At 65.6% G+C, this 22,466-nt stretch carries 21 protein-coding genes and 3 tRNA genes; 16 read left to right on the forward strand and 8 right to left on the reverse strand.

Features of this window, described 5'->3' with window-relative positions; all coding sequences use genetic code 11:
• Positions 1–1,223: 1,223 nt before the first annotated feature.
• Positions 1,224–1,297 (reverse strand) — tRNA-Ile (locus EH209_RS14540).
• 69 nt (positions 1,298–1,366) lie between these two features.
• Positions 1,367–1,978: an FxsA family protein gene (locus EH209_RS14545; RefSeq protein ID WP_126663618.1), complete on the reverse strand. Its 612-nt coding sequence runs from the start codon at positions 1,976–1,978 to the stop codon at positions 1,367–1,369.
• Between the two features lie 177 nt (positions 1,979–2,155).
• On the opposite strand from EH209_RS14545, the gene EH209_RS14550 reads away from it, so the two are divergent.
• Together EH209_RS14550 and EH209_RS14555 are read left to right on the forward strand one after the other, a co-directional pair.
• Positions 2,156–3,805 carry a DUF255 domain-containing protein gene (locus EH209_RS14550; RefSeq protein WP_126663619.1) on the forward strand — a complete coding sequence of 550 codons (1,650 nt, stop codon included), beginning with the start codon at positions 2,156–2,158 and terminating at the stop codon, positions 3,803–3,805.
• Positions 3,806–3,896: 91 nt separating this feature from the next.
• Positions 3,897–4,700: a TrmB family transcriptional regulator gene (locus EH209_RS14555; protein WP_126663620.1), complete on the forward strand. Its 804-nt coding sequence runs from the start codon at positions 3,897–3,899 to the stop codon at positions 4,698–4,700.
• 151 nt (positions 4,701–4,851) lie between these two features.
• Here the strand turns inward: EH209_RS14555 and mptA are convergent, their stop codons facing one another.
• Positions 4,852–5,784, reverse strand: a complete 933-nt coding sequence (mptA, locus tag EH209_RS14560; RefSeq protein WP_126663621.1) for a GTP cyclohydrolase MptA — start codon at positions 5,782–5,784, stop codon at positions 4,852–4,854.
• Between the two features lie 480 nt (positions 5,785–6,264).
• Here mptA and EH209_RS14565 point away from each other — a divergent pair, with 480 nt between their 5' ends.
• From EH209_RS14565 to EH209_RS14575, 3 genes are all read left to right on the forward strand, one after another.
• On the forward strand, positions 6,265–7,224 hold the full coding sequence (locus EH209_RS14565; RefSeq protein WP_126663622.1) for a nucleotidyltransferase domain-containing protein: 960 nt from the start codon (positions 6,265–6,267) through the stop codon (positions 7,222–7,224).
• An 810-nt stretch (positions 7,225–8,034) separates the two neighbouring features.
• Entirely contained in the window at positions 8,035–8,814 is a 780-nt protein-coding gene (locus EH209_RS14570) for a DNA-directed RNA polymerase subunit epsilon (RefSeq protein WP_126663623.1), read from the forward strand.
• 94 nt (positions 8,815–8,908) lie between these two features.
• Positions 8,909–9,559 (forward strand): DsbA family oxidoreductase, encoded by a 651-nt coding sequence (locus EH209_RS14575; protein ID WP_126663624.1) that lies wholly within the window; start codon positions 8,909–8,911, stop codon positions 9,557–9,559.
• A 24-nt stretch (positions 9,560–9,583) separates the two neighbouring features.
• Here EH209_RS14575 and EH209_RS14580 read toward each other — a convergent pair whose 3' ends face one another.
• Positions 9,584–10,435, reverse strand: coding sequence for an NAD(+)/NADH kinase (locus tag EH209_RS14580; RefSeq protein WP_126663625.1), 852 nt, complete (start codon positions 10,433–10,435; stop codon positions 9,584–9,586).
• Positions 10,436–10,685: 250 nt separating this feature from the next.
• Between EH209_RS14580 and EH209_RS14585 the strand changes: the two genes are divergently transcribed.
• The 6 genes from EH209_RS14585 to EH209_RS14610 all read left to right on the forward strand — a co-directional run bounded on the left by EH209_RS14585 (position 10,686) and on the right by EH209_RS14610 (position 15,619).
• Complete coding sequence (locus EH209_RS14585) at positions 10,686–11,753, forward strand: KaiC domain-containing protein (protein ID WP_126664238.1); 1,068 nt, start codon at positions 10,686–10,688, stop codon at positions 11,751–11,753.
• Positions 11,754–11,864: 111 nt separating this feature from the next.
• On the forward strand, positions 11,865–12,104 hold the full coding sequence (locus tag EH209_RS14590; RefSeq protein WP_126663626.1) for an amphi-Trp domain-containing protein: 240 nt from the start codon (positions 11,865–11,867) through the stop codon (positions 12,102–12,104).
• A 6-nt stretch (positions 12,105–12,110) separates the two neighbouring features.
• Positions 12,111–12,473, forward strand: a complete 363-nt coding sequence (locus tag EH209_RS14595; protein ID WP_126663627.1) for a hypothetical protein — start codon at positions 12,111–12,113, stop codon at positions 12,471–12,473.
• Positions 12,474–12,578: 105 nt separating this feature from the next.
• Positions 12,579–13,013 (forward strand): universal stress protein, encoded by a 435-nt coding sequence (locus tag EH209_RS14600; RefSeq protein ID WP_126663628.1) that lies wholly within the window; start codon positions 12,579–12,581, stop codon positions 13,011–13,013.
• 54 nt (positions 13,014–13,067) lie between these two features.
• Positions 13,068–14,561 (forward strand): hypothetical protein, encoded by a 1,494-nt coding sequence (locus EH209_RS14605; protein ID WP_126663629.1) that lies wholly within the window; start codon positions 13,068–13,070, stop codon positions 14,559–14,561.
• Between the two features lie 98 nt (positions 14,562–14,659).
• Positions 14,660–15,619, forward strand: coding sequence for a transcription initiation factor IIB (locus EH209_RS14610; RefSeq protein WP_126663630.1), 960 nt, complete (start codon positions 14,660–14,662; stop codon positions 15,617–15,619).
• Between the two features lie 268 nt (positions 15,620–15,887).
• Here EH209_RS14610 and EH209_RS14615 read toward each other — a convergent pair.
• Positions 15,888–15,958 (reverse strand) — tRNA-Gly (locus EH209_RS14615).
• Positions 15,959–16,101: 143 nt separating this feature from the next.
• A complete protein-coding gene (locus EH209_RS14620; protein WP_126663631.1) occupies positions 16,102–16,854 on the reverse strand; it encodes a GNAT family N-acetyltransferase in 753 nt (250 codons plus the stop codon).
• A gap of 435 nt (positions 16,855–17,289) precedes the next feature.
• On the opposite strand from EH209_RS14620, the gene EH209_RS14625 reads away from it, so the two are divergent.
• Positions 17,290–18,084 carry an NAD+ synthase gene (locus tag EH209_RS14625; RefSeq protein ID WP_126663632.1) on the forward strand — a complete coding sequence of 265 codons (795 nt, stop codon included), beginning with the start codon at positions 17,290–17,292 and terminating at the stop codon, positions 18,082–18,084.
• Between the two features lie 6 nt (positions 18,085–18,090).
• On the opposite strand, the gene EH209_RS14630 is transcribed toward EH209_RS14625, so the two are convergent.
• Together EH209_RS14630 and EH209_RS14635 are read right to left on the reverse strand one after the other, a co-directional pair.
• Entirely contained in the window at positions 18,091–18,630 is a 540-nt protein-coding gene (locus EH209_RS14630; protein ID WP_126663633.1) for a GNAT family N-acetyltransferase, read from the reverse strand.
• 80 nt (positions 18,631–18,710) lie between these two features.
• Positions 18,711–19,421, reverse strand: a complete 711-nt coding sequence (locus EH209_RS14635; RefSeq protein WP_126663634.1) for an enoyl-CoA hydratase/isomerase family protein — start codon at positions 19,419–19,421, stop codon at positions 18,711–18,713.
• Positions 19,422–19,482: 61 nt separating this feature from the next.
• On the opposite strand from EH209_RS14635, the gene EH209_RS14640 reads away from it, so the two are divergent.
• The 4 genes from EH209_RS14640 (at position 19,483) to EH209_RS14655 (ending at position 22,466) form a co-directional block, all read left to right on the forward strand.
• Positions 19,483–20,277, forward strand: a complete 795-nt coding sequence (locus EH209_RS14640) for a DUF7114 family protein (RefSeq protein WP_126663635.1) — start codon at positions 19,483–19,485, stop codon at positions 20,275–20,277.
• 91 nt (positions 20,278–20,368) lie between these two features.
• Positions 20,369–20,440 (forward strand) — tRNA-Thr (locus tag EH209_RS14645).
• A 196-nt stretch (positions 20,441–20,636) separates the two neighbouring features.
• Positions 20,637–21,413 carry a hypothetical protein gene (locus EH209_RS24110; RefSeq protein WP_164722055.1) on the forward strand — a complete coding sequence of 259 codons (777 nt, stop codon included), beginning with the start codon at positions 20,637–20,639 and terminating at the stop codon, positions 21,411–21,413.
• A 123-nt stretch (positions 21,414–21,536) separates the two neighbouring features.
• Positions 21,537–22,466: an NAD-dependent epimerase/dehydratase family protein gene (locus EH209_RS14655; protein ID WP_126663636.1), complete on the forward strand. Its 930-nt coding sequence runs from the start codon at positions 21,537–21,539 to the stop codon at positions 22,464–22,466.

A 22,466-nucleotide genomic window follows, 5' to 3' on the forward strand; every position in this document is an offset into this window, starting at 1 on the left:
ACCGATCGGGCGTCACCGAACTACCAAGGCTAACATCAGACCCCTTCTGTACGGCGGACCGCAGGGGAAGGGTCCTCATCTTCTGCGTATTATACCACAATCGCTGGTTACTATTTAAGGCCTCTGAATCGAAACTCCAAAGGTAGGCACTACCATGCAAGATTCAATGTATAATGATTGTGTTTCTGTCCGAACTATTCTAATAACTCGAGACCACAGTCGTAGGTAAATCTCGTTCAGAGCACCGCTGAGCAGAGATGCTCGTTCACGAAGCTAGTTCGGCCCTTGAGTGCGCCAACGGACGGCTTTCGAGACGATCGTGATGATTGCGGCTGGCGGCGACTCGTCTACCGGGAAACGGTGTCCCCGCTGGCTAATTTTCGTTCATGGGTCACACGTACGCGTGCGCTATTTCTGTTGAGACGTTTCGGATCGGTCGCTTCATCCGTTACCGAGAATCGACGACCCACTGCCTCGAGTCAGCCCGATCTCGAAACTTGCAAACTTGGCTATCGGGAAAGGCGATCCCAGACGCATTCGGGCCACCTCGAGCAGTTTCGAATCACTCTCAAGACGACGCGAAGACGATCCTTCGCGCCCCGCTATGCGATGCTACGCGGGGATCAATCTCTCCCAGACCGCAGCTGACGTCGCTTCGGCTCACGACGCGAGCGACGAAGACTCGTATTTGCCACGCCTCGAGACCGCCTAATTCGTTCGCGTTCCGCACTCGTGGCGCGATTCGTTCGGTACTATCGAGTCGGTTATATTGCTGCTCGCGGGCTCTCCGTCGCGTGATTCACAGCAAAAGAAGGGAAGTTCGATTAGAACTGTCTCGAGGGGATCTCCTTCGCTGTGCTCGCGAGTGCACCGTTCGGAGCGCAAATCCTCACTGTAAGTCCTGTAGCTCAGAGCGAGGTTCACTGCAAAAGTATGGGGCGACTCGGATTTGAACCACCGGAAGACGGTCTCACTCGTGGCTCGAGAGAGCTTCGCTCTCTCGTCATCAAGCGAAGCCTTCAGCTTCGCAGACCTCGCGGAGCGAAGCTCCGCTCAGTCACGAACCGGTGGAGCCGTTTCGAGTGACTTCGCTCGTGAGCGTGCGACTTCCGTAATTCAACTCCTCACGCGCGTATTCTCGGCTCACGAAGTAGTTCGCCGAGAATAGTGAGCCAACTCGGATTCTATAGTTTCGACTCACGGGTTTGTTCATCGCAAGAATATGGGCCAACTCGGATTTGAACCGAGAGCCTCCACCTTATCAGAGTGGCGCTCAACCTAATTGAGCTATTGGCCCGCGCTTCGCACTCAATAGTTGCGGGGTGGAACGTTTAAGCGTTTCTTTCTTCGGGCCCCATGCGAACCGCTACCGGGCGGAGGGGTCGTCGTCTAGATCCTCTCCGGAATCGGAGGGCCGCTCGTCGACGAAATCGATCGTGTATGAGTCCTCATCGCCGTGGTCGTCGACCGTGTAGTCGTCGGCGCCAAGGTCGTACGTCCCGCTGTCGGTCGAGTTGCCGTCACTGGAACTCCCGCCTCGAGTCGTTCCCTCGTCAGGGAAGCCGAAGGTCCAGACCTTGCCGCTGGCGAAGCCGCCGGTCTTCTTGTCCGCGTAGGGGACGATCACGAACCGTTTGAGGGCGGCCCGGATCGGGACCCGCGTGATCGGGACGGCCAGCAGGAAGCCGATGGCGTCCGTGACGAGGCCGGGAGTCAACAGGAAGGCCCCGGCGGCGATCAGGAGTCCACCGTCGAGCAGTTCGTTGGTCGGGGGTCGCCCCTCGGCCAGCGACCGCTGCATCTTCCCGATAGTTCGGCGACCCTCGGCACGGACGAGCAGCATGCCGACGAGTCCGGTCAGGACGACGAGCAGCACCATCCCGACCCAGGTAAACGCGCCGAACTGAGTGACGAGGAACCCGAGTAACACCGCATCGAGAAACGGGATGAGCAACAACGCGGCAATCCACCGGAGCATACGTCGACATAGCCGGCGGAGAGTGAAAACGCTTTACTCTCACTACACGTCCGCGAAACGACCGTTTTGGAACAGTTTTGCTCGCTGGAGGCCCGATCTCGTCGGTCTCGCAATTGCGCCGATCAGCGGCGGTTCCGCAGTCGAAGGGCTTACGCCCGCAACAGCCGAGGCTCCGGTATGGACGACCAGACGCGCGTCGAGTGGCGCGACTGGGGACAGGACGCCTTCGACGAGGCGGCGGAGGCGGACGCCCCGGTTTTGCTCTCGCTCACCGCGACGTGGTGTGATCACTGCCACGAGATGGACGCGGAAACCTACGCGGAGCCTCGCATCGCGGCGAATATCAACGACAGTTTCGTCCCCGTTCGGGTCGACGTCGATCGCCATTCGCGCGTGCGCGATCGGTACAACATGGGCGGGTTCCCGTCGACGGTCTTTTTAGCCCCGGACGGAACGGTGCTGACCGGCGCAGGCTATCTCGGGCCCGACGGCATGCGACAGGTGCTGGACAGCGTCCGGACCATGTGGCAGACGAAAGGCAGCGGCGCCGGTCGCGTCCCGCGCCCGCTTCGCGAGGACAACCCGCCCGCGGGTCGGCTCACGAGCGGCGTCGAGTCGGCGATGCTCGGCCAACTGACCGAGGCCTACGACGAAGTCGCCGGCGGCTGGGGCGGGAGTCCGAAGTTCCCGTTACCCGATGCCCTCGAGTTCGCCCTCAAGCGCGATCGAGAGATGGCCCTGCGCTCCTTCGACGCGGTCAGCGCGAACCTGTTGGACGAGTACGACGGGGGCTTCTACCGGTTCGCGGCCGAACGCGACTGGGCCGGACTCCAACACGAGAAACTCTTGGATTCCAACGGCGCGCTCGTGCGCGCGTTCGCCAACGCCTACCTGCTGACGGGCAAAGACGAGTACCGCGAGCCCGCCGAGCGGACCGTTGACTACCTCACGACGACGCTGTGGAACGACGAGGCCGATGCCTTCGCGAACAGTCAGGCGCCCGGCGAGGACGACGCCCACACGATCGACGCGACCGACCGCGCCGCGGCCGACGAGCCGCCGGTCGACGAGGGGGTCTTCGCCGGCCCGAACGGGCTGGCGATCGAGGGACTGCTTACCTACTACGCTTACACCGACGACGAGCGGGCGCGTCGGTACGCGGAACGCGCGCTCGAGACCCTTCGGAACGACCTGCTCGAGGACGGCGTCGCCGTCCACGCGCTCGAGGGGGACGTCGAACGCGACGCGGACGGCGAGGTGACGCCGCTGCTCGCGAATCAGGCCTACGTCCTGTCGGCGCTGACGACGACCGCGAGCATCCTCGAGACGGACGCGCTGGCGTCCGCGACCGCGGTTGCGGACGCGACGATCGATCGGCTCCGCGACGGGGAGTCGTTCCTCGACGGGCCGGCGTCGGGGGCCGGACTCCTCGAGCGCCCGCTTCGACCGCTGGATACGAACGTCGCGCTCGCGGACGCGCTGCTAGAGCTCGCGGTCCTGGCCGACGAGGAGCGCTACCGCGAGGTCGCTCGAGAGACGCTCGAGGCCTTCGCGGGCGCGAGCGATCGCTTCGGCGTCCAGATGGCTCGCTACGCGACCACTGTCTCGCGGCTGCTCGAGGGACCGCTGGTGATCCGCGTCGCGGCCGACCCCGGAACCGACCTCCATCGGGCCGCCCTGCGAATGGCGGACCACGAGAAGGTCGTCGTTCCCGCCGCCGCCGACCTCGAGGCGGAGCTGGCGCGGGTCGAACGCGGCGACCAGCGCTCGGACACCGCCGAAACCCCCGCCGAGTTGAGCGAACGCGTCCAGTCGGTCCTCGAGTAACGCGAGCGGAGGAGGCGGCTTCCGGCGGCTCAGTCATCCGTCTGTCAAACGACCACAGCGTTTATATTTCCCCGGTTAGTTTTTTCAGAATATGTCCAGTCTCAGGGATCTCGGGCTCTCGGAGTACGAGGCTCGAGCCTACCGGTCGCTGCTCAATACCGGTCCCACAACGGCCAAGGAGTTGTCCCGTGCCAGCGACGTGCCAATGGGACGGATCTACGACGTTCTCAACAGCATCGAGCAGTACAACCTCGTCCGGAGCCAGACCGCGAGTCGGCCGAAGAAGTACGTCGCCGTCGAACCCTCGACGGCGTTAGACCGGCTTCTCGAGGACAAGAAACGCGAACTCGAGGAGAAAGCCGACCAGTACGAATCGATCGTCGACGACCTGGCTAACGAACTCGACGCGGCCGAACCGGTCGAAGACCAGTTCTGGACCGCCGCCGTCGGCCCCGAGGAGACCGTCGATCTCATGCTCGAACGGCTCGCGGCCGCCGACGATCACATCGTGATGGTGTCGGCTGATCCGGCCCCCCAGTGGGACCTCCAGACCGTCAGCGAGGCGGTCAACGCCCAACTCGAGGACGCACTCGACCGGGGCGTCTCGATCGATCTCTTGATGACCCGCGAGATGGTCGGCTCGCTCTCGGAAGACGTGGGTCGACGGTACCGAACGACCCACCAGCAGCGCGACGACTTCGACGTCCGGACGAACGACGATATCTCGGGCTCGTTCAACATCATCGACGGCGTCGAGATCTGTATTCAAGTGCCGAACCCGCTGTCGTCGGGCGACGCCTTCGGCATGATCGATCTGAAGGACCCGGAGTTCGCCGCGAACGTCCACGAGGAGTTCGTCCCCCGGTGGGAGGAGGCGGAACCGCTCGAGTTCTGAGCGACCGAAAGGAGTGAAACCGGCCGTGATCGGTGGCATCGATCACGAGCGACTACGAAGATCTGCGAAGGGAGAAAGCTGTTTCAGCAGAGGGTGTCGCCGCCAAAATCGTTCGCGGCCGGCGCGAATCGCGGTGGTTACGGGTCCGGAATCAGTCGTCGCCGTTGACTTCTTCGCGCAGGGTATCCATCTCGACTTTCCGTTCGGCGTGGGCGTTGTGCTGGTGGATCGACTCGTCGTTGGACTGTTTCATCGTGATCACCGCGTCGTCGGGCAGGTGATCGAACTCGTCGACGACGCCCTCAGCGAGCGCGCGCACGCAGTCCTCGACGAACTTCGCGTCCGCGTGAGCCTCGTAGGTCATGTGGTCCTCGTCGGGCCGCTTCGCGAGATTGTAGATCCGCGCGCTCATCGCGTCCCGGGCGATGTCGATGACGTCGTTCAGGTCGACATCGGGATCTCCGTTCGATTCGACCGTTAGCGTCGCGTGGCCCCGCTGGGAGTGGCCCGGCTGTGGCACTTCCTCGAGGAACTCGGTGATCGTCCCCTCCTCGACGCCTAAGTCCTCGAGCGTCTGTTTCGCGCGCGCAGCGGACATCCCCTGCGAACAGGGGCAGACGGTCATCCCGGTGACTTCCGCGCCGATCTCCTCACGGGTACCCTCCTCGGTAGCCGTCGCGGAGGCGATGATGTCGACGGTGTGCTGGGTCTCGCGGTCGCTGGCGGGCGTCTGCTCGCGGCGCATGAACTCCGCTTCCATCGAGACCTTGGCTGTGGACGTGTAGTCGTGTTTCTCGAGGAGCCGTTCGGCGGCGTCGCCGCAGACGTCCTCGACGCGGTAGGCCTCCTCGCGGGTGGCCTCCTCGAGAATCTCGTCGATGACCTCCATGTTGCGGCTCATATCTGCGCCCTTGCGCCAGGCAGGGAGATCGACGAAGACCTCGAACTCGGCGGTGAGGACGATCGGTCGTTTCCCCTCGCGGGCGATCTTGACGAGTTTGTCGACGCCGGTGACGCCGACCTGACTCAGACCGACGGTGACGTCGGGTGACGTTGCCTGCACGTCCGGAAGCTGATGACTCATTGTCCGTATTCAGGGCAGGAAGCGATTCAAGCTTTCGGAACGGGAAGTCCTCGGTGTACAGTTGGCCAATCCCGACCGAAACGGAGTCTCGAATCGCCGTCAGCCTCGAGCGTCCTTTAAGTGCTTCTGGTCACAAGGTGAAGATACGACGGGAGAACGGTTCTTCTCGAGTCCTCAACGATGTCGTAGCGACGGGTTCGCAGTCGGATTCGTATTACGCGACTCCACAGGACAGTCTTCAAGACGATCAGCTCACGCTCTTCCCAAGACCCGTCGCTACGCGTTTTTCTTTAAGTGCTTCTGGTCACAAGATGAAGATACGACGGGAGATCGGTTCTTCTCGAGTCGTCTACTTCGTTAGCGATAGCTCCCGGTCGAGCGGCGGTGATCGCCGCTCGCTCTTTAAGTGTCTCTAGTCACAAAGTGAAGCTACGAAGGGCTTTTCGCGGACCGCTACCACTCGAGGGACGAGCCACAGCCATGTCTACCGTCCCCGAGTCCGTTTTCGAGACCGTCGACGACCTGCTGACCGACCTCGAGCGCGACCGCGGGGTGCGCGTCGCGCTGGCGGTCGCCCGCGGCAGTCACGCCTGGGGCGCGGCGAGCCCCGAAAGCGACTACGACATCGGCTTCGTCTTCGTCCCGGACGATCTCCGTAGCTACGCCCACCTCGCGGGCCTACCGGAGACGATCCACGAGGCCGTCGACACGGACGACGGCGACGTCGAACTGCAGGGCTGGGACGTCCGAACGTTCGCGCGACTGCTCGCGGATTCCAACGACGGCGCGATCGATCTGCTCCGGAGTCCAATCCGCTACCGCATCGCGTACGAACCCGCGACACTCGCCGATTACGTCGAACGGACGTACAATCCGATGGATCTCTACCACGCGTGGCGGGGCATCGCGACGAGTAACTACCGCAAGTACATCTCGCACCATCTGGTCCGTAACGACGACGCGATCTTCCCGATCCTCGAGGCGCGCGAGGACGAGTACGTCGTCGCGACGTGGGACGGTGCGGACGACGCGGGCAGCGACGACGGAACGCGAACGATCCCGGTCGACGACGAGCGGTTCGCCGAGACGCAGACGAAACCCACGGTGAAGCGAAATCTGACGATCCACCGCGCGGCGATGTCGGCTCGCTACCTGAAGGCGACCGGAGAGCAGGATGGCCACGAGCTACCGGTAATCGAATTCGACCGCTTCCTAGACGAGCAGGCACCGTCCGTTTTCGATGCCGATCGGATCGAACGCGCCCGCACGTTGCTCGAGCGAAAGCGGGCCGGCGACGGTTCGGTGCCGATCGGCGACGCCGTCGGCCGCGAGTTCGCTCATCCGCCCCGCGAAATCGATCCCGGCCGTCACGCGCGCAGCGGTCCTGATCCGGAGCGGCTAGACGAGTTCGTCGACGAGCTGATCGCGGCAGTGCAGTAAGACGGGGTCGAAGACCGGCGCGCTCGTTCTTTAAGTGCTTCTGGTCACAAGGTGAAGATACGACGGGAGAACGGTCTTCTCGAGTGGGTATCTACTGACCAGTTGCTGCTACCGAGAGCAGCGACTCTATCGGTTCGATCCCCGAGCGCCATTCCGTAGGTATCGGTCGGCCAGGATCTTAGCGGCAACTTCGTCCCGTAATTGGATACTGTTGCATCGGGTAGACCACGGCTGTTGCTGTTCTCGTAGTCACAACAGGGTTTACTCGGGTGAGCGTCTGCACTCGCTAATGACCTGTGACGTGTGTGGCCGGGAGATAGAGGGGGTTAGATTGTACAAAGCGAGCCAGAGAGACACGGGAAGTACGGGGAACCTCGGCGTCTTTCACCCGGAGTGTCGTCCGTAGCCAGCCGTCGTACTGATCGATTCGTTCGGTTCTACCGCTGTCGATCCATCCGTTCGTCTCGAACGACCGGGGCGGACGATCTCCGATCTGCTTTAAGTGCTTTTGGTCATAAGGTGAAGATACGACGGAGAGGCGGTCCTTCTGGAGTCCCAATTCGCGAGTAGCGAGGCTACTCTTCGAGCGGTGACTGGGATCAACGTTCCAGTGTCTCTTTAAGTACCTCTGGTTACAAGGTGAAGCTACGAGGAGCTTTTCGCGGCGTCGAAAACCGTCCCCAGCCTCGAGAGTGGTCGCGCCGTCGGGTGATCGACCGTCGAGTTCGTATCACCGAGGCTTTCAGTTCCATCGAGCGACGGTTTCACTAGGAGGTGCCTTTTTCCGTCTGCCGGTCCGAGCAAGCGGTAATGAGAGACGACGGTGCTGAACCCGGTCCAGGCCCCGACGAACCCGCGGCCGTCGGCGACAGCCCGCAACTCGAGTACGAGGACGAACGCCGACTCGAAAACCGGCCCGGTTCCGGGTCGCTCTCGCGGGCGGACGTCCAGCGCGATTCGACGGTCCGCCAGTGGGGCGTCGTCACGCCGAGCGCGACCGTGATCGGCCGCGCGGAGTCGTCGGATGGGGACCTCTCGGAGAGCGTCCGCCGACTGCACGACGAACAGCACGCGGCCACGCCGGGCTACAGCGAGCGCGCTCATCGGCTCGACCGGCTGCGGACGACCCAGGCGCTGTGTAACGCCCTCGAGGTGACGCCGTGGCAGCGGGACCTCGCGCTGGGGGTCATGGACGAGATCGATCTCACCGAGTTCGGCAGCCAGCGCGCGATCGAGAAGGTCGCGCTGGTAGTCATCCGCCACGTGGTCGACGTCGACCGCCAGCAGTATTTTGGGCTCAACGACATCGACGCACAGGCGCTGTCGGCCGACCGGATGGACGACCTGTTCGCCCAGTACCGGGCCCACGATATCACCGAGGAGGAGACGTTCAAGCGTCTCGCGGCCGACTATGGGCTGGACACGACCAGCCTGAACCGGCTCCGACGGGTCCTCAAGGAGCAACTCGAGGACGAGCTACCGGCCTACGGCCGGAACCCCTACCGCGACCCCAACCTCCCGGACGTCACCGAGGCCAACGCGGGGAGCGAGGAAGGCGTCGCCGCCGGCGACGGCGCGAACGGCGCCTGAATCGCCGGCGACGGGCGGAGTCGACGACTGGGCCCCTCAGCGGACGATCTTCCGGTTGCCGGCGACTTTTCCGTGGTCGTTCCCTAGCGCGGGTATGTCCGAGACAGCCGATTCGCCCGATCGACTCGAACTTTACGCCGATTACGTCTGTCCCTTCTGTTACCTGGGGACGCGATCACTCGAGCAGTACCGCGAAGAGCGCGAGGCCCCCCTCGAGATCGACTGGCAGCCGTTCGACCTCCGCAGCGGCAAGCGGAACCCGGACGGTTCCATCGATCACGAGGCCGACGACGGCAAGGACGACCAGTACTACGAGCAGGCCAAGCAGAACGTCCGCCGACTGCAGGAGGAGTACGGCGTCGAGATGAACCAGATCATGGCCACCGAGGTCGACTCGCTGCCGGCCCAGCAGGCCTCCTGGTACGTCAAGCAGGAGTACCCCGAGCAGTGGGCGGCCTTCGACGAGGCGATCTATCAGGCGCTCTGGCAGGACGGCCGCGACATCGGCGACGCCGACGTCCTGGCGGACCTCGCCGAGGCCGTCGGGCTCCCGGTCGACGAGATCCGCTCGGCGGTCGACGACGACGGGCTCCGAACGGAGCTCGAGGACCAGTTCCAGGCGGCCCAGCGGCGGGGCATAACCGGCGTTCCGACGTTCGTCTACGAGGATCACGCCGCCCGCGGCGCCGTCCCGCCGGCCCAACTCGAGCGACTCGTCGAGGGTGCAGAGCAGGCCCACCGATAGCGTTCGCGGAACGCCGTCCCGACGTCAGTCGAGTTTTTCGAGGCTGGAGACGAAGTCCCCGCGAGGCCCGACGAGTCTGATCGGCTCGTCCGCGACCGAGACGGTGATGGTCGCGGGGGGGGCGAGTCGCCGTCGGTTCCGCCCGTCGCTGATCGCGTAGGCGGTGTCGGAGTCGGAAATCGTAATCGAGAGATCCGTGTCCGGGTCGACGACCAGCGGCGGCATCGAATCGGCGGCGGCCATCTGCGTGACGACCAGCGCGTCGGCCGTCGGGTGAACCAGCGGCCCGCCCTCGCTCAAGTTGTACGCGGTCGAGCCCGCGGGCGTCGCCACGAGGACGCCGTCGGCGTGGCTGGCGGCGTATCGCCCGCCGTCGACGCGGACCTCGACGGTCGCCCCGCCGCCCGGGCCCCGGCGCGGGCCGTGGACGACGATTTCGTTGAGCGCCGGCTCGAGGGTCCAGTCGGCGCCTTCGCTCGTCGCCTCGAGGCGGGCGAGTTCGCGCCCCTCGAACGCGCCGGTCTCGCGGTAGTCCGCGACGAGATCGGTGACGACGTCGACGGCGTCCTCGGGTGTGACGGCGTTGAGAAAGCCGACCTCGCCGAGGTTGACCCCGAGGATCGGCGTGGGGCCGACCTCGCGGGCGACGAACAGCAGCGTGCCGTCGCCGCCGATGCTCACGACGAGATCCCGGTCGTCCATCTCGTCGACCGGGCACGCGGGCGCGTCGACCGCCTCGCCGGTCGCCTCGTCGACGACGACCGCGGTCTCCCCCCCATCGCGTCCGCTTCGCTCGAGCGTCTCCGCGAGCGACGCGGCGAGTCCCTGTGCGCGCTCGTTGCCTCGCTGGCCGACGATGCCGACGGCGACGTCCATCGTCGGCGGCTACCCGCTGCGTCGTCAAAAAGCCACCCGTCACGCCGTCGGGACGGCAACAACATTCATCGTGGTGGGGGACACTCGAGTACGTGAACGGCCCGCGACGGCCGCCGTCCCAGATCCTGCATGATAGAGGCGCTCCCGCCGAGGTATTTCGATCGATCGCCGCAACCGCCGCGAGCGAGCAGCCTCGAGCACGGTAGTGCTTCCGGCGACGGCCGCCACGGGGCAGCGGGCGTCAGTGACGGTGATCCCCGTGCGTGACGAGTCCGATGACTGGTTCGAGCGCGCGCTCGAGGACGCCGAGGAGTCCGCGAACGACGATGATGACGCTGCGGACGAACCGTCCGGCGACGGGACCGCCGAGCAGTTCGGCGCGCTCGGTGGCATCGAATCTGCTGAAGCCGCGAGTCAGCGTGAGACGGCGGCCGAGACGGCCGACGAGGGAGATGGGGGAAGCGAAGGCGAACTGTTCGACGAAGACTTCGGCGCGGCGCTCGCGGACGTCGACGTTCCGAACGCCGGCGCGGACGAAACCGGCCCCGAGGGGTTCTCGGAGCTCGACTTCGGCCTCGCGGCGGGCACCGAGACCGACTTCGACGAGGCGGTCGACTCCGACCTCCCCCGACTCGAGCTCGGCATCGAGGGGCTCGATCGGATGATCCAGGGCGGCGTCCCCGAACGCTCCTTGCTCGTCGCGATGGGCAGCGCCGGGACCGGGAAGACGACATTCGGCCTGCAGTTTCTCGAGCACGGGCTGGCGCGGGGGGAGAACGCGGTGTACATCACCCTAGAGGAGAGCCGCCGGCGGGTGATCGACAGCGCGACCGAGAAGGGCTACCCCTTCGACGAGTACCTCGCCGAGGACCGACTCGCCGTCGTCGACGTCGATCCCGTCGAGATGGCCAACAGCCTGCAATCGATCACGAACGAGCTTCCGACGCTCATCGAGGAGTTCGACGCCGCGCGGCTCGTCCTCGACTCGGTATCGCTGCTCGAGATGATGTACGAGGACCGCGCGACCCGCCGCAACGAGATCTACGACTTCACCCGGAGCCTGAAGGAGGCCGGCGTCACCGCCCTGCTGACGAGCGAGGCGTCCGAAGAGTCGCCGTACGCCTCCCGGTACGGCATTGTGGAGTACCTCACGGACGCGGTCTTCGTCCTGCAGTACATCCGGCCGGACGACTTCCGGGAGACGCGCCTGGCCGTCGAGATCCAGAAGATCCGGGACGCGAACCACTCCCGGGAGAAGAAGCCCTACGAGATCACGGACGAGGGGATTTCGGTCTACCAGCAGGCGAACCTGTTCTAGCTCGTCTCGGTTCGGATTCGATGGCGATTCGACCGCGTCTGCGGCGGTAAACCTCCGTTAGGAACCCGTTCGCTGCCCATACTTTTGCGGATATCGGCACCACTAGCGCGTATGGTTCAACGGACGACGGCCGACGAGAAACTTCCGCGATCGGAACTCGCAGCGTTCCTGGCGACGCTGTCCGAGGAGTTCGACGGAGAGAACGAGCAGATCAACGTCGACGTCGGCAACAAGACGGTTTCGCTGAACCCGTCCGAGGAGGTCGACTTCTCGATCGACGTCGTCGAGCGCTCCTCGATGCTCCGCGGCAGTCGCGAAACGATCGAGATCGAACTGAGCTGGAAGTCCTAACTCACTATGGCCGTAATCGATTCCGCAATCATCTTCGTGCTCAGTCTGCTCGTCGGGACGGTCGCGATCCTGGCCGGTGCCCGGGTCATCCTCGACCGGGACGCGAGCGCCTTCAACGCCGCGCTGACCGCGCTGATCGGCGCGGCCGTCTGGGCGCTGACGAGCTACTTCGTCGGCTGGATCCCGCTGCTCGGCGTGCTGGTGATGCTCGTCGCCTGGATCGGCGTGATCAACTGGCGCTACCCCGGCGGCTGGGGGACCGCAGCCGCGATCGGCATCGTCGCCTGGGTCGTCGCCGTCGCGATCGTGTACGCCGCCTCGATATTCGGGATCGTCACCCCCGAGGCGCTGGGCATCCCGGGCGCCTAGCCCCGACCGAAACCGATCGCTACCGGAAACGGATGCGATATTCCCAGCCGGAGAGAACGACGGCAATCGCTTTTTCACCGCGGACGAGTGTCTCGCATACGCCCGATGTACGAGACACTCCTCGTTCCAACCGACGGCAGCGACCAGGCAGCGGTCGCCGCGAGCCACGCGATCGACATCGCAGCGACGCGGTCGGCGACGGTCCACGTCCTCTCGGTCGTCGACGACCGCGCGTTCCTCGTCCTCGACGAAGACCGCGTCGAGACGGTCCGCGAAGACCTGCGAGCGAACGCCCGCAACGCGATCGACGACGTCGCGACGAGCGCGGCGGCCCGCGACCTCGCGGTCGAGACGGCCACCGACACGGGCCACCCCGCCGAATGCATCGTCGATTACGCGGCCGACCACGACGTCGATATGATCGTAATGGGGACCAGCGGCGACGAGTACGAGACCAACGTCGTCGGAAGCGTCTCCCAGCGGGTCGTTCGCGAGGCTCCCACGCCCGTCCTGACCGTCGGGCCGGACGTCGAGGGCTAACCGGGGTCTGCAACCACATAGATTGATGTGTAAGCCGTCGCTAGTAGGGAGAACATGCGTCGATCGCTCGTGATTGCGCTCGCGTTACTCGTTCTCGCCCTGCTCTTCGTCGGCGGCCCCTCGCTGCTGTTCTCTCCCTCGACCGAGTCCGTCTCCCCGAACGAGACGGAGGTATCGCCCAAGATGACCGAACTCGAGGACTCCGACAGTCGGTTCTGGCGATACTTGAGCCCCGAGGAGCGGTTCAAGCAGCGGAGCCCGATCAACGTGATCGTTCGCGGCGACGTCGACGACGTCGAGCGGGTGCTGACCGAAGCCAGCGACGGCGACTGGGCCGAAATCAACGAGAGCGAGGTCGAAGCGGGACCGGAGACCTACACGCTCACCGGCGGCGGCAACCGCTCCGACGATCCCGAACCCGATCCTGAGGCCGAGGACAACGAGACGGCGGGCAACGAGCCGACCGTCGACGAGCCGCCCGCGAACGACACCGTCAACGACTCCGAGGCGGCCAACGACTCTGAGGCAGCCAACGACTCGTCGGGTCCCATCCCGAACCTCGAGTGGGGCGAAGCCGACGGCGGCACTCGCTACGCCTACCTCGATCCCGGACCCAACGAGTCCGGCTACTGGACGACCGAGACGCGGCAACTCGAGGACGGCGACTACTACGGCCAGCGCTACCACATCAGGCTCTACGAGAGCCCCAACGAGGACGACCAGTGGGTGATCATGCAGACCCACTCGGAACACTTCGATTGGTTCACGCTCCGCCACCGCGTCCACGGCTCCCAGGACGCGCAGACGAAAATCGAGAACGACTTCATGAAGCATCCGCGGGTCGACGTTGAGGAGGACGTCCGCAGAGTGTACCTGAACAACAGGAACTCCAGCGACGCCGACGGCTGGGCGACCGTCGTCGATCTCACCGGGATGATCCTTCTGCCCGGGACCGTCGGACTCGTCGCGCGCAGACGCGATCGGCTGCTGCGGGCCGACACCGGCAGCCAGACCGACCCCGAACGCATCGCCGACCGAGCGCCGTCGGCCATCGACGACCACCTGACGGACGTCGACCGCCGGCGGATCGCAGCCGCCTACGACCGGATCGAGGTCGGCCATCTGCTCCTCGTCGGCACCATCGTCGGGCTCTACTTCGCCGTGCGCTTCGGCGGCCTCGGCCTCGAGCGCCGCGCCGACTTCCTCACCCCACACCAGATCGCCGGCCTGCTGTACCCGGTGCTCGCCGTCGGGATTCCGACCGCGACCTACCTGGTCGCCGGGACGCTCACGCGCCGGCTCGACGCCGCGCTCGTCGCCGCGGGCTCACTGGCCGCCGCGATCTGGCTCGACTACGGCTATCTCGGCGTCGATTCGCTGCCCGTCGATGTCGTCCTCCAGCGCATGCTCGTCGTCGTCGCGCTGGGACTGATCGCCGGCGGCGCGGCCAAACGCGCGACCCGCGAGTCGCGGTTCAACGATATGCTGGTCGCGGGCGTCGCACTCTGGGTGCTCGTCCTCTCCGGAACGCTGTTAGGCTACTTCTGAGGGGGATTCGCGGCGTTTTTCCGGTCAGAGTCGTCTGAAAAACGGCCGATCCGTGGAGGGCGACATCTAAAAGCCTCGGCCGTCATTGTCTATACGAAATGGCTCGCCCATCCCGCCAGCGCGAACGCGAATCAGAATCGACCGAAACCACAGATCAACGCGAGCGCGAGCGGGCGTGTGACGAGTGTTCCGACGGAACGCTCGTCACGAGCGAGGATCAGGGCGAACTCGTCTGCGATCAGTGCGGACTCGTCGTCGAGGGCTCGAACATCGACCACGGGCCGGAGTGGCGCGCGTTCAACCACTCGGAGCGACAGAGCAAGTCCCGCGTCGGCGCGCCGACGACCCAGACGATGCACGACAAGGGGCTGACGACCTCCATCGACTGGAAGAACCAGGACGCCTACGGCCGCTCGATCTCCGCGGACAAGCGCAGCCAGATGCGCCGCCTGCGCAAGTGGCAGGAACGCATCCGCACCAAGGACGCCGGCGAACGCAACCTGCAGTTCGCTCTCAGCGAGATCGATCGGATGGCCTCCTCGCTTGGCATTCCGCGGTCGGTCCGCGAGGTCGCCTGCGTCATCTACCGGCGTGCGCTCGACGAGGACCTCATCCGCGGGCGCTCCATCGAGGGCGTCGCCACCAGCACCCTCTACGCCGCCTGCCGCATGGAGGGCATCCCCCGCAGCTTGGAGGAGGTCGCCGCCGTCTCCCGCGTCGAGCGCAAGGAGATCGGCCGCACCTACCGCTATGTCGCCCAGGAGCTCAGCCTCGAGATGGAGCCCGTCGATCCGAAACAGTACACGCCGCGCTTTTGCTCGGAGCTCGACCTCTCGGAGGAGGTCCAGGCCAAGGCCACCGAGATCATCGACACGACGACCGAGAAGGGACTGCTGTCGGGCAAGTCGCCCACGGGCTACGCCGCCGCCGCGATCTACGCCGCCTCGCTGCTCTGTAACGAGAAGAAGACCCAGCGCGAGATCGCCGAGGTCGCACAGGTGACCGAGGTGACTATTCGAAATCGGTATCAGGAGCAGATCGAAGCGATGGGCATCTAGCTGCCGGCGCGAACGCGAACGGGATCACCACAGCCGTCGCGGCCGAGTAGATGACTGGTTTTTGGCTGGAGTTTCTAATTCCCGACGGATAGCGAGTAATAACACGTCGTATCGCGGCGATTCGCGTCACTACTCGGCTGCGAGTGAGCGGGAGAAGTATGCGCCGGCCGGGAATTGAACCCGATGGCAAGACCTCACTTCGTTCGGTCTTGCGTGATTCAATTCTCCTTATGGCGCATTCGCTCCTCACGTTCGTTCGTCGCAAAAATGCGCCGGCCGGGAATTGAACCCGGGCCGCGAGCTTGGGAAGCTCGAGTCCTACCACTGGACCACCGGCGCTCACTTCGTTCGCGCCGTCATTCGACGGACGTCGTCCGTCTCATCACCGGCGCTTGTATCGAGGTGAGGCGCCGGTTCGTATTAAAAGAAACGGACGGCGGCTCCGACGGCTGACGGCTCACCAGTTACGGGTAACGGTGCGATCACGACGCGAGCGGGGACTGGCCGGTCATGACCGCCATCATCTGTTCGGCGACGTACTCGTCGTCGATCTTGTAGTGGGCCTTGCGGATCGCCTCGGTCTCCCAGCGGTGTTCCTCGAGGAACCGGATGGCGTCCTGGTTCGTCGCCGGCAGACTCTGGTACACCTTATCGTACTCGTTCTCGGTGGCCCACTGGAGCCCCCGCTCGAGGAGATTGCTTCCGATCCCGTGACCGCGGTACTCCTCGAGTACGCCCATGGTCAGCTCCGCGGTGTGCGAGAGCTTCGCGTAATTGGGCGCCTGCAGGTGGACCCAGCCGACGACGTCGTCGTCGACCGTCGCGACGAAGAAGATCCGAGACGTGATGTCGTTGTGTCGGAAGACGACCTCCTCGTGGTCGAGCAGGTCGACGACGGTCTCGGCGACGAGGTAGTCGTTCTCTTCGGCGACCTGTCGCATCACGCCCACGATCCCCTGCAGATCGCTCTGTTCGGCCGGCCGGATCGTATACTCCAGTTCGTCGGTCGCGTGCGTCTTCTCTTCGCCGATGTCGATCGCCAACCGCACGAGTCCCTCCTCGGTCTCGACGTACCCGTCGTCCTCGAGGGTCGAGAGCGTCTCCTCGAGTTCGTCGTCGTCGAACCCGAACTCCGCTTTCAACTGTTGTCGTTCGACGGCCCCGTTTCGCTCGACGAAGTCGTACACTTCCCGCTGGACGTCGGTTTCGAAGTCGCGTTGTTTGATCGCCTGCATAGAAGAGCGTTCTCCGTCAGCGTATTTAGTGATTGGTGGGGGTTAACGTGGAACACAGTTTGGCTGGGGAGAATAGTTCCCGGCTGCGGTTCTCGGAGACGGAATTCGCTCGAGTCGCTACTGTGGCGTCACAGCGGGACCGAACACGGAAACGGGAGCTGCGCCGGCCGGAATTGAACCCGCTGCCGACCTAGGCAGTTCACGCCTCCCATGAGGCCACCCGCACTCATTTCGTTCGCTCGTTTCCCGTGGCTCGCAACTTCTCGAATTCGCTCACCACCGGCGCTCACCGACGCCTCGCGGCCGATTTCGCTTCACCGTCCCGCCCCTCCCCGAGGCCGTTCCCCGCGACGGGTCATCGATCGGACGGTCGTCCACTTTTTGCCGGCGAGGGGAGGCTATTAGGACGGGCCAGCCGTACGAACGCCCAGACAGATGCTCGACCTTCGCTTCTCGGAGGCGGAACTGGAACGGCGACGCGACCACCTCACCGACTTCGTTCAGTCTCAAATCGACGCCGCGGGGGCCGACGGCGCCGTCCTCGGACTTTCCGGGGGGATCGACAGCACGCTCACCGCCCACCTCGCCGTCGAGGCGCTGGGCGCCGAGAACGTCCACGGACTCGTCCTTCCGGCCCGGGTCAGCAGCGAGGGGAACATGAGCGACGCCGAACGCGTCGCCCAGAACCTCGAGATCAGCTACGACGTCATCGAGGTCGAGCCGATCGTCGACACCCTGCTGAAGGCCTACCCCGAAGCGGAGGGCGACCGCGAGGCCGTCGGGAACGCCCGCGCACGCGTTCGGGCCGTCCTGAACTACCTCGTGGCGAACCACGAGGACCGGCTAGTTCTGGGCACGGGCAACCGCAGCGAGGCCGCGGTCGGCTACTTCACCAAGTACGGCGACGGCGCGGTCGACTGCCACCCGATCGGCAACCTCTACAAGGCACAGGTCCGCCAGCTGGCCCGCCACGTCGGCGTCCCCGAGGAACTGGCCGCGAAGACGGCCACCGCGGAGCTGTGGGCCGACCAGACCGACGAGGACGAGATGGGCGTCAGCTACGAGACGCTCGACTCGATTCTGGCGACCCATATCGACGGCCCGCTGTCGGTCGACGCGACGGCCCGCCTGCTCGAGGTCGAGGCGAAGACCGTCGAGAAGGTCCGCGGAATGTACGAACGCAGCGAACACAAACGGCGGGTGCCGCCGGCGCCGGAGCAACTGGACTGAGCGCGGTCAGTCGACTCGCGAGCGCCAGTTCGGCTCGAGGAGCCCGTACCAGTACGTGTCCTGGTAGTCGCCGTCGACGAACACCTCGTCGCGATGAATTCCCTCTTTGGTGAATCCGATCGACTCGAGCAGCCGCTGCGAGCCCTCGTTGAACTCGAACACGCGGGCCGTGATCTTGTGCAGGCCAAGCTGGTCGAAGCCGTAGGTGACGAACCGCTCGACCGCGTCGGTGGCGTATCCCTGCCGGTGGTGGTCGGGCGCGATCCAGTAGCCGATTTCCGCCCGATCTGCTTCCCAGTCGATCCCGTTGAAGGCGACCGTCCCGACCGGTGTCGAATCGGTGACGATCAGGAGGTTCACCGTGTCGTCGTCGCAGACGACATCCTCGAAGAACTCCCGTTCCTGCTCGCGGTTGACGGGACGGGACCGTCCGATCGGTCGCCAGACGAGCCGGTCGTTGACCGCCGGCCGCAGGAACTCGAGGTCGTCCTCCTCGATCGGTCGGAGATCGACGCTGTCGCCGGAGAGGAACACCGAGTCGGGCATTGGTCCACCCTCATCGTGAAACGTGAAAAACATTTCTGGAGCTACGGTTCTCGTGGCACCGTCGGCTCGGTCGCCAGTCGCTACTCGAGGACGGCGTCGATATCGTCCGCGTAGGTCGCGACGAGGTCGCCGAACGCCCGCGCCTCGCGACGTTCCTGCGTCGCGCGCTCGCTGTCGTCCCTGATGCGTCGTTTCAGGACGGCGAGCGCGTCGGGCGCGTTCTCGGCGATCTCCTCGGCGACCGTCCGCGGCTCGGCGTCGATTCTCGAGATGAGGCCCATGCGCAGGGCGGCGTCGGCGTCGACGGCTCGCCCCGAGAGCGCGAACTCGAGGGCGTCCCCCTCGCCGAGCACGCGAGGCAGTCGGACGGTACCGCCCCACGCGCCGAACAGGCCAAACGTGACGCCGGGTTCGCCGTAGGTCGAGTCGGGCGTTCCGACGCGGACGTCACAGGCCAGCGCGAGCTCGAGGCCGCCGCCGCGGGCGGGGCCGTCGATGCCGGCGACGACGACGGCCGGCGAGTCCTCGATCGTCCGGGCGACGCGCTGGCCCAGCCGGGCGAACTCGACGGCCCGCTCGCTGTCGCCGTCGAGATCGGCGACCGCCTCGAGGTCCGCGCCCGCGGAGAACGCTCCGCCGCGTCCGCGAAGGTAGATCACTGGCTCCTCGGCGTCTTCGATCGCCGTCTCGAGGGCCTCGAGGCCCGCGACGGTCAGGGCGTTGCGCGCGTCGGGGCGGTCGATCGTCACGGTTCGAATCGATCGGTCGGCGTTACTGTCCACATCGATCATGTGGGCGAGTCTACCGGACGTTTCCAAAGGTCTTTGGCTCCCCCGTCGTAACCCGCTATCAATGGATCGAGCCGACAGCTGTCGGCGTGCCGCCTCCGAAGCCGTCGCGGACGTGGAGCCGCCGGCGCTGCACGACCGCATCGAGACCACCCTCACTGAAGCATCGATGGTCCCCGGCGTACTGACACTCGAGAGCGCCGCGACGACGGCCGACGGGCGCGCCGTCGCCGACTCCGAGCGCAGCGCGGAGACCGACCGCGGTCACGCACAGCGCCGCGGCCGCGACGGCGACCGCGATACCGACGGGCTCGCCACCCAGGCGGCCGGCGTCCAGCTCATCTACGAGGGGCTGCGACTGACGCGGTCGCTCGCCCACGACGAACCCTGGGCCCCCGACGGGAACGGCGACGACGAGAGCGACCTCGCGATCCTCGCCGCTGATATCCTCGTGGCCCGCGGCTTCTACCTGCTCGCTCGCACCGACGCCGCCGGCAAGGCGGTCCGAACCGTCCAGAAATTCGGGCGCGACCAGACCCGCCGCGACGCGGTCGCTGATCGCTCGAGTGCGGGGGTCGCCGGTGCCGACGGCGAGCCCGCACCGGACGACGGCGAGGCGACGGCGATCGACGCCAACCTCGAGCGCGATATCCTCGAACTCGCGGTCCGCACAGGCGCCGCCGCGGTCGGTGACGCGCCGTCCCATCGGCTGCTCGCCACCGCCGAGACCCTCGCCGAGACCGTCGGCACCTCCTTCCCGCCGGCCGCGGACTGTCTTGCCGATTTCGAGCCGATGCCCTCCGAACAGTCCCTCGAGGATCCAACGACCGATCGAGCCACATCGGCGACCGATCCCTGAGAGCGTGGGTTCGAGTGGCCCGCTACACAGCCCCACGCCCCACGGCAAATCGAAAGCCCTAAAGACGACTCGAGTCAACGAAGAAGTGCGCGCCTGGGTAGCTTAGCGGTAAAGCGCGTCCTTGGTAAGGACGAGAGCCCGGGTTCAAATCCCGGCCTAGGCTTTTCTCGAGAACTTCCACACAGAGCGTTGTTGCTGTCTCTTAACCGGTGATACTTCATTTGACGGTGAGTCCGTCGCCCAGTTTCCGAATCCGGACGGGTAGCAGTGGCGGGGCTGGGATTCAACCGTCGCAAACTCGTACAACCGCTCGAGCCGACCGAACGGCCAGTGCGGACCGACTCTCACAACGATTCACTATGTCCTCTCACAGCACCGACACGGCCGACCTCGAGGCGACGTACGGAACCGACGAGACAGACTTGGAGGCCGACTCGAGCGGGATCCGCTCAACTGTTCTCGCCCAGATCCAGAACGGGGTTCTCCCGATACTGACCGGTACCGCCCTGCTCGTCGATGCGGTCCGGTCGGCGGGACGGAATCGACGCCGCGCCAGTCTCCGCGCGTTCGCCGGAGGCGCACTCCTCGGAATCGGCCTCCGAAAACGGCGCTCGAGCGACGACGTGTCCGGATCGGTGGGCGACGAGTCAGGCGCGTACGACGACACCGAGTCGATCGGGATCGGCGACGAGGGCGGCGAGGGTTCGGACAACGCTCGAGCCAACCGCGAGCGCTCCGACGTGCTCCACGAGTCCGAGACGAATCCTCGCGGTGTGTCGGGAGAGCTCGATGTCGAGACCGAGACCGCTCCCGACGAAGGGGACGTGCGGTTCACGACGGACCGAGAGGAGAGCGCGTCGCCAAAGCCCCACCTCGAGGAGACCGACGAGGATCCGCGCCGCGCCGAGTCGGATCCGGGGACGGACAACGACCACGTCGAAGTCGACCTTTCGGCGGCCGCGATGGCCGACGAGGCCAGCGAGGCGACGGGCCCCGATCCGGAGCAGGCCTATCCCTCGCTTGAGGGGACCGACCCCGAACCGATGGCGGAGGAGGCGCCGCCGCGGGGCGACCGCGAAGCTGATTCGGCCGCCGATTCCGAGGGTGACGACGGCGAGCGGGACGACGAGCAATAGACGAACGACGCGGCATCGGACGCTGACGACCGCGTCGCAATCACAGCGGACGGGTCCCGCCGTCTCCCTTCTCGAGGTGCAGTTTGGAACCACGGTTTAGTGGGTGACCGTTGGACGACCGGTATGGCCGAGACCGAGCTATCGACGCCGGAGTTCGAGTACGATATCGAGACCGCGATCGTCACGGGGGCGACCGGCGACGTCGGGTCGTGGGTCGTCGATCGACTGGCGGATCGCGGCGTCGACGTCGTCGGCGTCGATTTCGATCGACCCGACGGCGTGCGCGCTAACGTCGACTTTCGGGCCGTCGACCTGACCGAGGGCGTCGACACCTGGGAGACGATCGCCGAGGTCGATCCCGACGCTGTCGTCCACCTGGCGGCGCTCTCGGATCCCCTCGAGAACCCGTCGACGCGGCTCTTCGAGAACAACGTCACGAGCGCGTACAACGTCCTACAGGCGGCCGGCCGGGAGGGGATCGACGTCGTCTGGTCGTCCTCGCAGGCGACCTACGGCGCGCTGTTCGCGGAGTCGACGTGGACGCCGGACTACCTGCCGATCGACGAGGCCCACGACCGCCGGCCCGAGGACGCCTACGGGCTCTCGAAGGTCTGCGGCGAGGAGATCGCGAAATCGATGGCCCGCCGGTACGGGATCTCGGTCGCAACGATCCGGCCGGCGACGATCTTTTCGCCGACGAAGGAACGAGCGCGCCCGACCGAGGACGGCTCGGATCTCTCGAGCGAGGAGCCGACCGGCAACTTCGCGTCCTACGTCGACGTGCGCGACGTCGCGCGGATGATCGAAGCGGCGCTGGCGACCGACCTCGAGGGTCACGAGGAGTTCCTCTGCGTCGCCGACGAGAACTACCTCGGGCGGCCGACCGCGGAACTCGTCGAGACGGTCTGCGGGCCGATCCCCGGCGCGGTCGATCTCGAGGGCAAGGAGTCGGCGCTGTCGAACGCGAAGGCCGCCGACGTGCTCGGTTGGACGCCCGCCCACACCTGGCACGAAGGGGCCGACGAGGACGTGTCGGGGCCGACGTGGCTGTGA

This window comes from Haloterrigena salifodinae (assembly GCF_003977755.1).
Classification (GTDB): domain Archaea; phylum Halobacteriota; class Halobacteria; order Halobacteriales; family Natrialbaceae; genus Haloterrigena; species Haloterrigena salifodinae.

Bases quoted from the DNA above. Each gene is read 5' to 3' on its own strand.
- EH209_RS14545 (WP_126663618.1), bottom strand. From the start codon at position 1,978: ATGCTCCGGTGGATTGCCGCGTTGTTGCTCATCCCGTTTCTCGATGCG.
- EH209_RS14550 (WP_126663619.1), top strand. From the start codon at position 2,156: ATGGACGACCAGACGCGCGTCGAGTGGCGCGACTGGGGACAGGACGCC.
- EH209_RS14555 (WP_126663620.1), top strand. From the start codon at position 3,897: ATGTCCAGTCTCAGGGATCTCGGGCTCTCGGAGTACGAGGCTCGAGCC.
- mptA (WP_126663621.1), bottom strand. From the start codon at position 5,784: ATGAGTCATCAGCTTCCGGACGTGCAGGCAACGTCACCCGACGTCACC.
- EH209_RS14565 (WP_126663622.1), top strand. From the start codon at position 6,265: ATGTCTACCGTCCCCGAGTCCGTTTTCGAGACCGTCGACGACCTGCTG.
- EH209_RS14570 (WP_126663623.1), top strand. From the start codon at position 8,035: ATGAGAGACGACGGTGCTGAACCCGGTCCAGGCCCCGACGAACCCGCG.
- EH209_RS14575 (WP_126663624.1), top strand. From the start codon at position 8,909: ATGTCCGAGACAGCCGATTCGCCCGATCGACTCGAACTTTACGCCGAT.
- EH209_RS14580 (WP_126663625.1), bottom strand. From the start codon at position 10,435: ATGGACGTCGCCGTCGGCATCGTCGGCCAGCGAGGCAACGAGCGCGCA.
- EH209_RS14590 (WP_126663626.1), top strand. From the start codon at position 11,865: ATGGTTCAACGGACGACGGCCGACGAGAAACTTCCGCGATCGGAACTC.
- EH209_RS14595 (WP_126663627.1), top strand. From the start codon at position 12,111: ATGGCCGTAATCGATTCCGCAATCATCTTCGTGCTCAGTCTGCTCGTC.
- EH209_RS14600 (WP_126663628.1), top strand. From the start codon at position 12,579: ATGTACGAGACACTCCTCGTTCCAACCGACGGCAGCGACCAGGCAGCG.
- EH209_RS14605 (WP_126663629.1), top strand. From the start codon at position 13,068: ATGCGTCGATCGCTCGTGATTGCGCTCGCGTTACTCGTTCTCGCCCTG.
- EH209_RS14610 (WP_126663630.1), top strand. From the start codon at position 14,660: ATGGCTCGCCCATCCCGCCAGCGCGAACGCGAATCAGAATCGACCGAA.
- EH209_RS14620 (WP_126663631.1), bottom strand. From the start codon at position 16,854: ATGCAGGCGATCAAACAACGCGACTTCGAAACCGACGTCCAGCGGGAA.
- EH209_RS14625 (WP_126663632.1), top strand. From the start codon at position 17,290: ATGCTCGACCTTCGCTTCTCGGAGGCGGAACTGGAACGGCGACGCGAC.
- EH209_RS14630 (WP_126663633.1), bottom strand. From the start codon at position 18,630: ATGCCCGACTCGGTGTTCCTCTCCGGCGACAGCGTCGATCTCCGACCG.
- EH209_RS14635 (WP_126663634.1), bottom strand. From the start codon at position 19,421: ATGATCGATGTGGACAGTAACGCCGACCGATCGATTCGAACCGTGACG.
- EH209_RS14640 (WP_126663635.1), top strand. From the start codon at position 19,483: ATGGATCGAGCCGACAGCTGTCGGCGTGCCGCCTCCGAAGCCGTCGCG.
- EH209_RS24110 (WP_164722055.1), top strand. From the start codon at position 20,637: ATGTCCTCTCACAGCACCGACACGGCCGACCTCGAGGCGACGTACGGA.
- EH209_RS14655 (WP_126663636.1), top strand. From the start codon at position 21,537: ATGGCCGAGACCGAGCTATCGACGCCGGAGTTCGAGTACGATATCGAG.